This is a genomic window from Halorubrum salinum, assembly GCF_024494575.1.
In the GTDB taxonomy this organism is placed as follows: Archaea; Halobacteriota; Halobacteria; order Halobacteriales; family Haloferacaceae; genus Halorubrum; species Halorubrum salinum.
Window position 1 is genome coordinate 220,332 of record NZ_JANHDO010000002.1, and the last position, 12,486, is coordinate 232,817.

The following is a 12,486-nucleotide window of genomic DNA, read 5'->3' on the forward strand; positions in this document are numbered from 1 at the left end:
AAGCCGCGTCAGTCGGCCACTTCGACGACTTCGCGCTCGGAGTCGTCCTCGCGGTAGTGCTCTTCGATGAACTCCTCGTCGATCCGGTTGAGTGCGTCTTTCGGCAGCATCGAGAGCAGGTCCCAGCCGATAGAGAGCGTCTCCTCGATGGTGCGGTTCGTCTCGAAGCCCTGGTCGACGAACTCCGATTCGAAGGCGTCCGCGAAGTCGAGGTACTTGTTGTCGAGTTCGGAGAGCGCCTCGCGGCCGACGATGTTCACGAGGTCGCGGAGGTCTTCGCCCTCCGCGTACGCCGCGAACATCTGGTCTTTCACGTCGGCGTGGTCCTCGCGGGTGAGCCCCTCGCCGATCCCGTCGTCCATCAGCCGCGACAGGCTGGGGAGGACGTTGATCGGCGGCTGCAGGCCCTGACTGTTCAGGTCGGGGTCGACGTAGATCTGTCCCTCCGTGATGTATCCGGTCAGGTCCGGGATCGGGTGGGTGTCGTCGTCGCCCGGCATCGTGAGGATCGGGATCTGGGTCACCGAACCGTCACGGCCTTGGATCCGACCGGCGCGCTCGTACAGCTGCGCCAGGTCGGTGTACATGTACCCGGGGTAGCCACGCCGGCCGGGGACCTCCTCGCGGGCCGCCCCGATCTCGCGGAGCGCCTCGCAGTAGTTGGTCATGTCCGTCAGGATGACGAGGACGTGGTAGTCCTTCTCGAAGGCGAGGTACTCGGCCGTCGTCAGGACCATCCGCGGCGTGACCGTCCGCTCGACTGCGGGGTCGTCCGCGAGGTTCATGAAGACGACGGAGCGCTCTAAGGCGCCGGTGCGCTCGAAGTCCTCCATGAACTCGTTGGCCTCCTCTTGGGTGATCCCCATCGCGCCGAAGATGACGGCGAACTCGGAGCTCTCCTCGTCGTCGCCCTCCTCCTCTTCGGGGACGCTGGCCTGCCGGGCGATCTGCATCGCCAGTTCGCTGTGCGGCTGGCCGGAGCTGGAGAAGATCGGGAGCTTCTGGCCGCGAACGAGCGTGTTCATCCCGTCGATCGCGGAGACGCCCGTCTCGATGAACTCCTCCGGGTACTCCCGGGAGTAGGGGTTGATCGCCGCGCCGACGATGTCTTGGCGCTCCTCGGGGACGATCTCGGGTCCGTCGTCGATCGGACGGCCCGACCCGTCGAGGACCCGTCCGAGCAGGTCCTCGGTGACGGGCATCTTCATCGTCTCGCCCAGGAAGCGGACGGACGCGTTCTGGTCGATACCGGAGGTGCCCTCGAACACCTGAATGGCGACGACGCCATCCGAGGATTCGAGCACCTGTCCGCGCAGCGTCTCCCCCTGTGCCGTCTCGATCTCGACGATCTCGTCGTAGCCGATGGCCTCGTCGACCTCGGCGTACACCAGCGGGCCGCTGATCTCGGTGATGGTTTGGTACTCTTTCATTGTCAGTAGAGGCTCCGGAGCTCCTCTTTGATCTCCGATTTGAGGTCTTCGACGTACTCCTCGTAGTCCTCTTGGACGCCGATCCGGTTGATCCGGGGGGCGGAGTCGGTGTCGATGATCTCTTCGACCGGCACGCCCGCTTCGAGGGCGTCGAACGCCTCGTCGTTGAACGTCTCGATCGTCGTCAACATGAGGTACGTCTTCTCCGGCGGACAGTAGGTGTCGACCGGGTGGAACGCGTTCTGCTGGAGGTACGCCTCGCGCAGGTAGCGGGCCACCTCAAGCGTGAGCTGCTGGTCGTCCGGCAGGGCGTCCTTCCCGACGAGCTGGACGATCTCTTGTAGCTCCGTCTCCTCGTCGAGCACGTCGACCGCCCACTGGCGCTTCTCCGACCAGTCGTCGGCGACCTCGTCTTCGAACCAGGGGTCGAGCTGATCCTTGTACAGCGAGTACGACTCGTTCCAGTTGATCGACGGGAAGTGGCGGCGCTCCGCCAAGTCCGCGTCGAGCGCCCAGAACGTCTTCACGATGCGCAGCGTGTTCTGGGTGACCGGCTCCGAGAAGTCGCCGCCGGGCGGGCTCACCGCGCCGATCGCGGAGACGGAGCCCTCCGTCCCGTTGACGTTCTCGAAGTAGCCGGCGCGCTCGTAGAACTGGGCCAGGCGGGCGGCGAGGTACGCGGGGTACCCCTCCTCGCCGGGCATCTCCTCCAGCCGGGAGGAGATCTCGCGCATCGCCTCCGCCCACCGCGAGGTGGAGTCGGCCATGAGCGCCACGTCGTACCCCATGTCGCGGTAGTACTCGGCGATCGTGATACCCGTGTAAATACAGGACTCACGCGCCGCGACGGGCATGTTCGACGTGTTCGCGATGAGCGAGGTCCGGGCCATGAGCGGGTTACCGTTGGCCGGGTCCTCAAGCTCGGGGAAGTCCTCGATGACCTCGGTCATCTCGTTGCCGCGCTCGCCGCAGCCGACGTACACGATGATGTCGGCGTCGGCGTACTTCGCGAGCTGGTGCTGGGTGACCGTCTTCCCGGAGCCGAACGGCCCCGGAATCGCGGCCGTCCCGCCCTTCGCGATGGGGAAGAGTCCGTCGAGAATGCGCTGGCCGGACACGAGCGGCGTCCGGGGCGTCTTCTTGTTCGCGGAGGGGCGCGCCTCGCGGACGGGCCACTCCTGATGCATCGAGACGTCCGTCCCGTTGGACAGCTCCGCGACCGTCTCGGTGACGTCGAACGAGCCGGACTCGATAGCGGTGACCTCCGCCGTCTCGCCCTCGTCGAGGGCGTCCGGCGGCACCATCACCTTGTGGTCGATGGTGACCGTCTCCTCGACGACGCCGACGACGTCGCCGCGGCCGACCTCGTCGCCGACCTCGACGGTGGGCTCGAACTCCCACTCCTCTTCGAGGTCGATACCGGGCGCGTCGACCCCGCGGTCGAGGTACGGACTGCCCATCTTGCCCTCCAGCACGTCCAGGGGACGTTGAACGCCGTCGTAGATGGCGTCCAGCATTCCCGGACCAAGGTCGACCGACAGCGGCTCACCCGTGTTCTCGACGGGCTCGCCGGGGGCGACCCCGGAGGTCTCCTCGTACACCTGAACGGTCGTGATGTCGCCTTCGATCTCGATCACTTCCCCCATGAGGCCTTCGTCGCCGACGTAGACGACGTCGTTCATGCGGGCGTCGAGATCGCGGGCGCTCACGACCGGACCGCTCACGCTCTGGATAACACCGGTTTCGGTTGTGGTGGTCTCCGTGGATTCTGCTTTACTCATGTTAGTCGTCCTCCTCCATCAGGTCGATCCCGATGGCTCGTTTGATCTGGTCGCGCAGCCCGCCGCTGCCTGCGCCGGACCCGCCGAGCGTCACGAGCACTGGCTCGATGCTCCCCTCGACCGACTCGCGGGTCCCCCGCGAGAGGTGGTCGAGGTCGTCGTCGTGCATCACGATGATGCCGGTCTCCTCGTCGTCGAGGGTGCGTTCGACGGCGTCGTCGAGCCGCTCGTCCTTCTCGTCGTCCGGTACGTTCTCGAACTTCCGAACGCCCGCGAGCCGGAATCCGGTCGTGAACTCCGGGCTGCCGACGACGGCTATCTCCTGGCTCATGTTATCACCAGCTCCGATTCGATCTCGTCGGCCGACAGACCGGCCTCCTTCCCGCGGGCGATGGCCCGAATGTTCTCCACCTCGCGCTCCTTCGCGAGGATGTAGGAGATGATCGGGGTGATAGACACCGGGTGGATCGTTCCCAGCCGGTCTCCGTACGCCAACAGCGCGGCGTCCGTCGCGTGCTCGAACGCGATGAGGCTGTCGGCCTCCTCCAGCTCGCGCAGCGCCGGACCCAGCTCGTCGCCGTACTGACTGTCAGCGATGTACTCCACGAGCTCGTCGAGGTTCCGGGCGAGCCGCGCGAGCGACCCCCGAGTGAACAGCTCGCCGCCCTCGATGAAGTACGCCGCGGGGTCGATGTCCGCGCCCGACCGGGCGAGCCGGAGGGCGTTCGTCGCGTTCCGGAAGTCGACCTCGGCCTTGAGGAACGCCTCGTACTGACGGGTCGGCTCGCCGCCGCCGAGCCCCGACAGGAGCCGCTCGTAGAACGCGCGGTCGACGGCGTTCTCAAGGGGCACAAGCACGCCCGTCTCCTCGTACTCGGCGTACGCCGCCTGGAGCGGATCGCCGTAGATGGTGTCTTCGAGCACCTCGACGACCGCGTCGATCGAGTCGGCCTCGAGGAGCCGCCGGATCCGGCGGTCGTCGAACTCGCCGGCGCGGATCAGGTCCGACTCGACCGCCGACTGGTCCGCGTCGGTGTAGACGCCGCGGATGACCGTCTTCACGTTCCACGCGTCGAACTTCCGGAGATACCGGGCGATGAGGCCGTACAGCGACCCCTCGCTCCAGTCTAAGATCGCGTCGAACTGCGACGCGAGGTTCCGGTTCAGCGCGTACTCGATCAGGTCGACGCCGCCGTGTCTGCTCCCCAGGGCGTTGATCTCGTCCGCGTAGCTGGACTCCTCCATGAACCGGGCGATCTCCGCCGGCCCCATGCGGGTGAGCTTGCGGTACTCCTCGTCCCCGTAGAGGCTGCCGCGGCGGGCACGAACCCGCGCGACGACGTACTCTGGGTTCGAGCTGCCGACGGCGCTCATTGGTCGAACAGTCGCTCCGAGATGTGTTTCAACTCGTCGTCCCAGACGGAGTCCAGGACCGAGTCGAACGTGTTGTTCACCCGGACGCGCGAGGTGTCGCTCTCCGCGACGACACCGCCGAGACAGTCGACTTCGCCGTCGACCTCCGCGTTGCGGTCCGCGACGAGGTCTTCGAGCAGCTCGACGTCTTCCGGCCGGGTGTAGACGGCGACGTCATCGTCGTCGTCGAACTCCGCGAGCGTCGCGTCGAGGAGCGTCTCGGTCAGCTCGCGGCGGCGGTCGCCGTCGAGCGACTCGATGGTGGCCTCGACGTCGTCGTAGACGTCTTCGAGGACGTCACGACGGGCTCCGAGGCGCTCCTGTTTGGCCTCGAGTTTGGCCGACGAGAGCGTCTGCTCGCGCTCCTGTTCGATCTGCCGATCGGCCTCGGCGAGCCGCTCTTCGCGGATGCGCTCGGCGTCGGCCTCCGCCTCGGCGACGATTTCGTCCGCCTCGGACTCCGCCGCCTCACGGATTTCCTCTGCACGCGCGCGGGCTTCGTCTCGAACGTCCTCAACGACAGTATCCAAACTCATTGGTGTGGAAGGGGGAACCGCTTAGACGATGAAGACGACGACGAGTGCGAGAATGACAATCGTCTCGGGGAGGACCGTCAGAATGAGCCCGTTGACGAACAGATCGTCGTCCTCGGCCATCGCGCCGACGGCGGCCGAACCGATTCCACGCTCCGCGTAGCCCGCACCGAGCGCCGCCAGTCCGACGGCGAGCGCCGCCGCGGCGCTGGGGTCAGTGAGCGTTCCTCCGGCCTGCAGTGCGACATTCCCGAGTTCGTTGGTAGCTTCAAGCATTGGTAGTAGTTGCGGTTGCTCGTCTCCGAACAGTTGCTAGTTGCCCCTACTGGAGTCATAAAGCTTCCCAAAACGACCGAACGGAACCGCCGTGACGCCGCGCAGAGACGGGGCTCTCCGGGGTATCGACCGCGAAAAATTCGCCGGATCGTCGGACGGGGCGTGACGGCTACTCGTCAGTGGTGTACTCGCGGTCGTAGCCGAACGGCAGGTACGCGTTCCCGCCGCCCTCGTAGAAGTTTCCGAAGAACTCCACGTACTCGAGACGCACCGCCTGAATGCCGGCGGAGGTGATCCCGAGCGCGAGCACGACGACGTGACCGACGACCGCCACGACGATGCCGCCCACCAGGGCGAGGACGCCGACGGCCCCGGCAGACGCCGGATCGAACGCGGTCGTCATTCCCGCGAAGACGAGCTCGTAGTCGCCGGGGTGGCTCTGTACGTACTCGAGGTAGTCGGCGCTGAAGATGAAGTGGAAGCTCCCCTCGCCGCTCTCGTCGATGTACGCGCCGAACGCGAGCAGGTTCACGGCGAGCGCCATCCCGCCCTTCGCGAGCAGCACCGCCATGATCCGGGCGTACGAGATGACGTTGACGATCGGCGAGAGCACCTCGGCCAGTTCCGGCGGCTCACCGATCGCGAGCAGGACGACCCCCAGCGCGATGGCCGCGATGGCGGCGTACCCGACCGCGACGGGGAAGCCGCCGAACGACACCGCCCCGAAGGTGAGAATCGAGAACGACTCGAAGAGGAACTCGGGCTTCGGGCCGGGGAGGTGCTGGCTGAAGATCCAGACCCACGCGCCGTTGAGGATCAGGAGCCACGAGCCGCCCTCGTACAGCGCGTGTTTCAGGTCGTGCTGCTGGTAGTTGCTCACGAACGAGAGGACGTGCCCCACGTTCAGGTGCGCGAGCCCGAACAGCACGCTGGCGACGAGGAACGACAGCGCCCAGTCGATGTCGGCGGGCGAGAGGCCCTTGCCGTCGACGGGCCAGTGGACGTCACCCGGCAGGAGCTGGTACGCGTGGTAGCCGAACACGTCGATACCGAAGTAGATCCCGAACAGGATCGTGAAGCCGCCGGCCCACAGCGCGACGGCGCCCAGCTCGCGGAACGTCCCGTCGTACCGGCTGTACAGGAACGCGCCGATGGCGGCGTACAACACGCCGTACCCCACGTCGCCGATCATGAAGCCGAACATGAGCGGGAAGGTGAGGAAGACCAGAAGCGTCGGGTCGAATTCGGAGTACTTCGGCCGACCGAACCCCTGCACGAGCAGCTCGAAGGGACCGGCCGCGCTCCCGTTGTCCTGGACGACCGGCGGGTCGTCGCTCCCGTGGGCCGCGTGGCCACCGTCCGTGGCCGCCTCGCGTTCGCCGTCGGCCGCCTCGGCGACGCCGCCCGCGGCACCGCCGTCGGCGACGGCTTCGGTGTGGTGGTCGCCGTCGGGGGTGAACGACGCGCGTTCGAGCTCCTCGACGTCGGCGTGGTCGCCGACGGCCTCGGTGATCGCCGCCTCGAACTCGTCGAACGTCTCGGTCGGCACCCACCCCTCGGCGACGAAGGCGTTCTCGGTCGTCGCGAAAGAGAGCGGGGCCTGCTTCTTTTCGGCCTCGATCGTGAGCTGCTCTTCGGCGCGCAACAGGAAGCCCGCGGCCTCCTCTTTCACGTCCGCGAGGTCCGCTTCGACCGCCGCGAGTTCCTCTCGGAGGTCGGCCTGCTCGGACTCGAGCTCTGCGACGTACTCCGCGGGGCTCGCATCGGCGTCCGGCACGTCGAGCAGGGCGATGTCGACGCCGACGAGCGAGTCTTGAAGGACCCCCTCGTCGGCTCCCGCGGCGGGCTTCGCGAAGGCGGCGACGACGTCGCCGCCCGCGAACACCTCGTACGCGTCGATCCCGTCTGCACCGGCGAGCGCGTCCTCGACGGCGTCGGGCTTCGCCTCGCCGACGACGACTTCGAGCGAGCCGTAGCCGTCGAGCAGGTCGAGCGCGATGCCGAGGTCCGCGAACGGCTCCATCCGGTCTATCTCCTCTTGTCTGTCGCGGATCTGCGCCTGCAGCTCGTCGCGCTGGTCGTTGAGCTCGTTGACGCGCTCGCGCACGTCGGACAGCTCCGCCTCGAGCTCCTCGTCGTCGAGCGCGCGGGCCGCGTCGACGTCCGCGTCGTCGACGTCGAGGATGCTTTCGAGCGAGCGAACCGTGACGAGCCGCTCGCTGACGTCTTCGGCCCCGTCGAGCGACACGCCGGGCTCGAAGCCCTCGTAGCGCTCGTCGTAGTCGGTGACGTGCAGCGAGTGGTGGTCGTACGCTGCCTCGATCACGTCGTCGATGACGCGCTTCGAGCCCGTCACCGACACCTTGCTCATCCGCTCAGGCCTGAGCATCCACCGCCTCCTCGGCCTGACTGGTGACCGCTTCTTCGAACCGTTCGACAGCGTAGTCGACGGCTGTGTCCACTCGGTCGCGGGCCTCGCGTTCGAGCTCGTCGCGGTCGGCACGACCCGATTCGAGGATCTCCTCGCGCCGCTCCTCGATCTCCTCGCGGGCCGCTTCGATCCGCTCTTCGGCCTCGGAGGCCGCCTCCTCCTCGGCGTCGTCGCGGATCTCCTCCGCGCGCCGTCGAGCCTCGGCGAGGCGCTCGTCGGCGTCCGATTCCGCCTCCGCGATGATCTCGTCCGCCTCCGTTTCAGCCTGCTTGATCCGGTCGAGCACCTCTGGTCTCGCCATACTACTAATCGCCTGAAACTCTAGAAGCGACGTATAAGGTGTTTGCGAAAGTGAGCGGTGGATTGTGCGCCCCGGACGGAACGAACTGACGTGTCGAGCGGGACGACCCACTGTCGTCGTCGTCCGTGTGCGTCCGAGCGGCCGCCTACATTTAAGTACCAGTCGCCGGACCGTCTCCGTATGGCAACGGTGTATGCGGTCGCCTCGGCGAAGGGTGGGGTCGGAAAGACCACCACCACCGCGGCGATAGCGACGATTCTGGCCGACGCCGGTGCCGATGTCGTCGCGGTCGACGCCGACATCGGCATGGCGAACCTCGCGGGGGCGGTCGGCGTCGAGCCGGGGGAGACGACCCTCCACGACGTGCTCTCCGGACGCGCGGACCCGCTCGACGCGGTCCGTGAGGGGCCGGCCGGCCTGCGGGTCGTTCCGGGGGCGGCGGACCTCGACGCGTACGCGGCGGCCGACCCGTCCGGGCTCCGCGAGGTCGTCGCGGCCTTCGACGACGCCGACTACGTGTTCCTCGACGCGGGCGCCGGGCTCTCGCACGACTCGACGCTGCCGCTCGGGCTCGCGGACGAGACCCTCCTCGTCTCGACGGCCGAGCGCAACGCGCTCGGCGACACGGAGAAGACCCGCCAGCTGACCGAGCGGCTCGGCGGCACGGTCGCCGGCGCGGCGATCACGCGTGTCGGTGCCGACGGCGCGACGGACACCGACACACTCGACGTCCTCGACGCGCCGGTCCTCGGTCGGATCCCCGACGACCCCGCCGTCTTGCGCGCGGCGACGGCGGACGAACCGCTCGTGACGTTCGCGCCGGACGCGCCCGCGACCCGCGCGTACCGCGAACTCGCTCGAACGTTGACCGGCGCGGAGATCCCCGATCCGGCTCCGGCCGCATCGGACCAGACGCCGGGCGACGCGCCCGAACCGGCGACCTCCGACGCGCCCGAACCGGCGACCTCCGACGCGCCCGAACCGGCGTCCTCCGACGCGCCCGAACCAGAGCCACTCGATCCCGCCGAAGAGAGCGTCGAAGCCGACGACGCTGGGGCGTCCGATGACGACGGCGAGGACATCATCGTCGCCGACGCCGACTCGGGCGGGCTCGGCGAGCCGACCGACGAGCGTGACATCATCGTCGCGGACGAGTCCCCCGCGTCGAGCGACGAGAGCGGCACCGACTCAGGCTCCGGTGAACCGGCTCAAGGCAGTCCCGGTCCCGGGGACGGCGGCGTGGACGACGATCTCGACGGCGACACGCGAACCGTCGGCGACGACCACGTCGACGGCGACGACCTCGAAGCGATGATCGAGGACGAGGCCGGGGAGGCGGCGTTCGAGTCGGAGCGACCGTCGTCTCCCGACGAGGGGAGTCACGGCGCGTCTCCCGACGAACCGGAGGCCGGCGACGCGGCCGAGGACGCGTCTGAACGGGGGGAACCGGCCCGCGACATCGACGACGAACTCGCGGGCAGCGTCCCGTTCCGGGACGACGACACCGGCACGATGAACACCGTCCTCTCGGAGCGAGGCGGCTCCGGAGCGGAGCGGGACGAGACGGACGAGCGCGACGACGGCGGCGAGGCCGACGATCGGAGCGAGGGCGACGAGAACGGAGACGAGAACGGAGACGAAACGGACGGCGACGGGTTCTTCAGCCGGCTGTTCGGCCGCTGACGACCGGAGTGCGCGACTCGGTGACGATCCGCTCGGTCAGGCCTCCGACGGGGCCGCCGCGCGGTCGCGGATGAGTTCGCGGATCTCCTCCGGGTCCGAGATGCCGGCGAGCTCCTCACAGGAGACGAGCGCGGTGCCGTCGACGGACTCGCGTCGCTCGTCTCCCTCCGTGAAGTAGACGGAGCGAGTGCGCGCCACCTCGCCGATCGACGACATGATCCGTGCGCGTTTCTCCGCGGCCGGCGTGAACGTCGAGTGGCCCGTGAGCACGCGCGTCACGGCGCTGTCCTCGTCCTCGGAGACGGCCTTGAACGGGGCCCTCGCCGTCGGGTGGACCGTGAATCCCGCCTTGGTGAGCACGTGGACGACGTGTTCGTCGTCGGGGTCGGTGTCGGGTGCCGCTGGCGTCGGGTCCGAGTCGCGGACCTCTTCGGCCCCGTCGAGCACGTCGACGGGGCTCGAAAACGGCTCGTCGAACAGCTCTTCGAGTTGCACCGCGACTTCGATGGAGGCGTTCATCCCGTCCTCGTACTTCGAGACGGTCCGGCGGGAGACGCCGAGCTCGGTCGCGAGGCGACCGAGCGACCAGCCGCGCTCCTCGCGCTCGTCGGCGAGGAGGTCGCCGTCGAGGCTGACGTACAGCCCGCCGGGGGCCGCGTAGATGAGCGGCGGCATTCCCTCCACGAACAGCTCGTAGGCGGTGTCCGGGTTGATCACGGGGACGCCGTGTCGGAAGTAGACGACGCCGGGTTTCAGGTCCTCGTCGCGCGTCCGGATCCCGATCACCATCGGCGTGGCCTGCAGGTACTCGCCGAGCCGTCGCATCTCCGCGCCGGTCTCCGCGTCGAGGGCGTCGACGTTGCCGAGAATCTTCAGTAACAGCAGGTCCTCGTCGCGGCGCGCCGCCACGTCGAAGCTCTTTGGCCGGACCGCACACCGGTCGCTCACGCGGAACCCCGCGTCCTCCAGCATCGCGGTGACGTTCCCGATCAGCGCAGTCCGGGACATAGTCGAGACAAGCGGTTCGGCGTATATATGCGTTGTGTCAGTCGCGCTCGCCCGAACGCGCCGCTCGCTTGCGATTTCGCCTCGGTCGCCCCCGGCAGCGTTATATACTCGACCCGCACCGGCGCGCCGGCGAGTCGCGTCGTCGACGAGCCGCCCCGAAACCGGTTTGTCTGCGAGGCGGGAATCACGGGCATGGTCATCGTCGCCCTCGACGACACCGACTCCCGCGAGCGCGGCATGTGCACGACGTACGTCGGCGCGCGCCTCGCCGAGCGCCTCGCGGCCGCGGGCGGTCGGGTCGAGCGGCGGCTGCTCGTCCGGCTCAACCCGGCCGTGAAACACAAGACCCGCGGGAACGCCGCCGTCGCGCTCCACGTCGACGAGATCGACGCCGACGAGGCGTTCGAGGTCGCCGCGGTCACCGTCCGCGAGTTCGCGGTCCCGGCCGACCCGCGTACCTCGCCCGGGCTCGTCGTCGCCGACGTCGACCCCGCGTCGCTCCCGTCTGAGGTCGCGGCGTTCTCTCGGCGTGCGCTCCGGCACCGGATCGCCCTCGAAGAGGCCCTGTCGCTCGCGGACTCTCGCGGCTATCGCCACGCCGCCTTCGGCACCGGCGGCGCGGGAGACACGGACGACGTGGCCGGGCGCGGCCGAATCGGCGCGCTCGCCGCGGTCGGCGCGCGGGCGGCGTTCGACGACTGGACCGTGGAGCACATCTCGTACCGGGAGCTGGACCGCTGCGGAACTCCCCGCGAGGTCGACGCGGAGAGCGTCTTCGCCGCCGCCGACGCGGCGTACCCGACCGTCTGGGACACCGTCGATCGCGGCACGGGCGAGGTCGTGTGCGTCCCCAACGCGCCCGGGCCGATCCTCTACGGGATCCGCGGGGACGACGCCGCGGCCTGTCGGGAGGTCGCCACGTCGATCGAGAGCGAACCCGTGGCGCGCGCCGAGACCTTCCTGACGAACCAGGGCACCGACGCGCACCTCGCGCCGGGGACGATCGGGGACCTCCGCGACGGGGCGGGCTACCGCGTCGACGGCGTCGTCGCCACCGATCCGGAGACGAAACGCGGGGGACACGTCCACGTCGACGTCGCGGACGGCGGAGGCGACGGCCCCGGTGACGAGGGTGGCGGCCCCGGTGACGAGGATGATGGCTCCGGTGACGAAGGTGGCGTCGTCGACGCCGTCGGCTCCCGCGGCGACCGTCTCCGCTGTGTCGCGTTCGAGCCGACCGGCCGGTTCCGCGACCGGGTCCGCGCGCTCCGCCCGGGCGACCGCGTGACGGTCTGCGGCGAGCACGAGCGGCGGGCGCTCCCGGACCGAGCGGACGAGGCGGGGACGCTGAAGCTGGAGAAGCTCGCGGTCCGCGACCTCGTTCGCACCGAGAAGGCGGTTCCGGCGTGTCCCGACTGCGGGCGGTCGATGTCGTCGGCGGGACGGAATCAGGGCTATCGCTGTCGCGACTGCGGGACGGACGCGTCCGGGAAGGTCGACCGCGAGGTCGACCGCGCGCTCGAGGCCGGTTGGTACGAGGTACCGCCGAGCGCTCGGCGGCACGTGGCGAAGCCGCTCGTCCGCGGCGGGTTCGACGCGCCGACGCGTCCGGAGCGGTAGGCGAGGTCGA

Annotated in this window: 11 protein-coding genes; 2 read left to right on the plus strand and 9 right to left on the minus strand. The window is 68.9% G+C overall.

Going from position 1 to position 12,486, the window contains the following annotated elements:
* Positions 1-8: 8 nt before the first annotated feature.
* The 8 genes from NO930_RS06805 to ahaH form a co-directional block, all read right to left on the minus strand.
* A complete protein-coding gene (locus tag NO930_RS06805; protein WP_137782966.1) occupies positions 9-1,430 on the minus strand; it encodes a V-type ATP synthase subunit B in 1,422 nt (473 codons plus the stop codon).
* A gap of 2 nt (positions 1,431-1,432) precedes the next feature.
* A complete protein-coding gene (locus NO930_RS06810) occupies positions 1,433-3,211 on the minus strand; it encodes an ATP synthase subunit A (protein ID WP_256402932.1) in 1,779 nt (592 codons plus the stop codon).
* A gap of 1 nt (position 3,212) precedes the next feature.
* A complete protein-coding gene (locus NO930_RS06815) occupies positions 3,213-3,542 on the minus strand; it encodes a V-type ATP synthase subunit F (protein ID WP_137784502.1) in 330 nt (109 codons plus the stop codon).
* Positions 3,539-4,585 (minus strand): V-type ATP synthase subunit C, encoded by a 1,047-nt coding sequence (locus tag NO930_RS06820; protein ID WP_256402933.1) that lies wholly within the window; start codon positions 4,583-4,585, stop codon positions 3,539-3,541. Before NO930_RS06820 ends, NO930_RS06815 begins: the two co-directional genes overlap by 4 nt.
* The gene (locus NO930_RS06825) at positions 4,582-5,160 is read right to left on the minus strand and encodes a V-type ATP synthase subunit E (RefSeq protein ID WP_137783644.1); all 579 of its coding nucleotides are present in this window, start codon (positions 5,158-5,160) and stop codon (positions 4,582-4,584) included. The genes NO930_RS06820 and NO930_RS06825 overlap by 4 nt, the downstream gene beginning before the upstream one ends.
* A 21-nt stretch (positions 5,161-5,181) precedes the next feature.
* Complete coding sequence (locus tag NO930_RS06830) at positions 5,182-5,433, minus strand: hypothetical protein (RefSeq protein ID WP_012659523.1); 252 nt, start codon at positions 5,431-5,433, stop codon at positions 5,182-5,184.
* A gap of 169 nt (positions 5,434-5,602) precedes the next feature.
* Positions 5,603-7,804 carry a V-type ATP synthase subunit I gene (locus tag NO930_RS06835; protein ID WP_256403154.1) on the minus strand — a complete coding sequence of 734 codons (2,202 nt, stop codon included), beginning with the start codon at positions 7,802-7,804 and terminating at the stop codon, positions 5,603-5,605.
* Between the two features lie 4 nt (positions 7,805-7,808).
* Positions 7,809-8,165, minus strand: a complete 357-nt coding sequence (ahaH, locus tag NO930_RS06840; RefSeq protein ID WP_049984424.1) for an ATP synthase archaeal subunit H — start codon at positions 8,163-8,165, stop codon at positions 7,809-7,811.
* A gap of 180 nt (positions 8,166-8,345) precedes the next feature.
* Here ahaH and minD point away from each other — a divergent pair, with 180 nt between their 5' ends.
* Positions 8,346-9,848, plus strand: coding sequence for a cell division ATPase MinD (gene minD, locus NO930_RS06845; RefSeq protein ID WP_256402934.1), 1,503 nt, complete (start codon positions 8,346-8,348; stop codon positions 9,846-9,848).
* Positions 9,849-9,884: 36 nt separating this feature from the next.
* On the opposite strand, the gene NO930_RS06850 is transcribed toward minD, so the two are convergent.
* Entirely contained in the window at positions 9,885-10,856 is a 972-nt protein-coding gene (locus NO930_RS06850) for a transcriptional regulator (RefSeq protein WP_137783883.1), read from the minus strand.
* A gap of 192 nt (positions 10,857-11,048) precedes the next feature.
* On the opposite strand from NO930_RS06850, the gene NO930_RS06855 reads away from it, so the two are divergent.
* Positions 11,049-12,476 carry a tRNA(Ile)(2)-agmatinylcytidine synthase gene (locus NO930_RS06855; protein WP_256402935.1) on the plus strand — a complete coding sequence of 476 codons (1,428 nt, stop codon included), beginning with the start codon at positions 11,049-11,051 and terminating at the stop codon, positions 12,474-12,476.
* Positions 12,477-12,486: the final 10 nt, after the last annotated feature.

Bases quoted from the DNA above. Each gene is read 5' to 3' on its own strand.
- NO930_RS06805 (WP_137782966.1), bottom strand. From the start codon at position 1,430: ATGAAAGAGTACCAAACCATCACCGAGATCAGCGGCCCGCTGGTGTAC.
- NO930_RS06855 (WP_256402935.1), top strand. From the start codon at position 11,049: ATGGTCATCGTCGCCCTCGACGACACCGACTCCCGCGAGCGCGGCATG.
- NO930_RS06830 (WP_012659523.1), bottom strand. From the start codon at position 5,433: ATGCTTGAAGCTACCAACGAACTCGGGAATGTCGCACTGCAGGCCGGA.
- NO930_RS06835 (WP_256403154.1), bottom strand. From the start codon at position 7,804: ATGAGCAAGGTGTCGGTGACGGGCTCGAAGCGCGTCATCGACGACGTG.
- NO930_RS06820 (WP_256402933.1), bottom strand. From the start codon at position 4,585: ATGAGCGCCGTCGGCAGCTCGAACCCAGAGTACGTCGTCGCGCGGGTT.
- NO930_RS06810 (WP_256402932.1), bottom strand. From the start codon at position 3,211: ATGAGTAAAGCAGAATCCACGGAGACCACCACAACCGAAACCGGTGTT.
- ahaH (WP_049984424.1), bottom strand. From the start codon at position 8,165: ATGGCGAGACCAGAGGTGCTCGACCGGATCAAGCAGGCTGAAACGGAG.
- NO930_RS06825 (WP_137783644.1), bottom strand. From the start codon at position 5,160: ATGAGTTTGGATACTGTCGTTGAGGACGTTCGAGACGAAGCCCGCGCG.
- minD (WP_256402934.1), top strand. From the start codon at position 8,346: ATGGCAACGGTGTATGCGGTCGCCTCGGCGAAGGGTGGGGTCGGAAAG.
- NO930_RS06815 (WP_137784502.1), bottom strand. From the start codon at position 3,542: ATGAGCCAGGAGATAGCCGTCGTCGGCAGCCCGGAGTTCACGACCGGA.
- NO930_RS06850 (WP_137783883.1), bottom strand. From the start codon at position 10,856: ATGTCCCGGACTGCGCTGATCGGGAACGTCACCGCGATGCTGGAGGAC.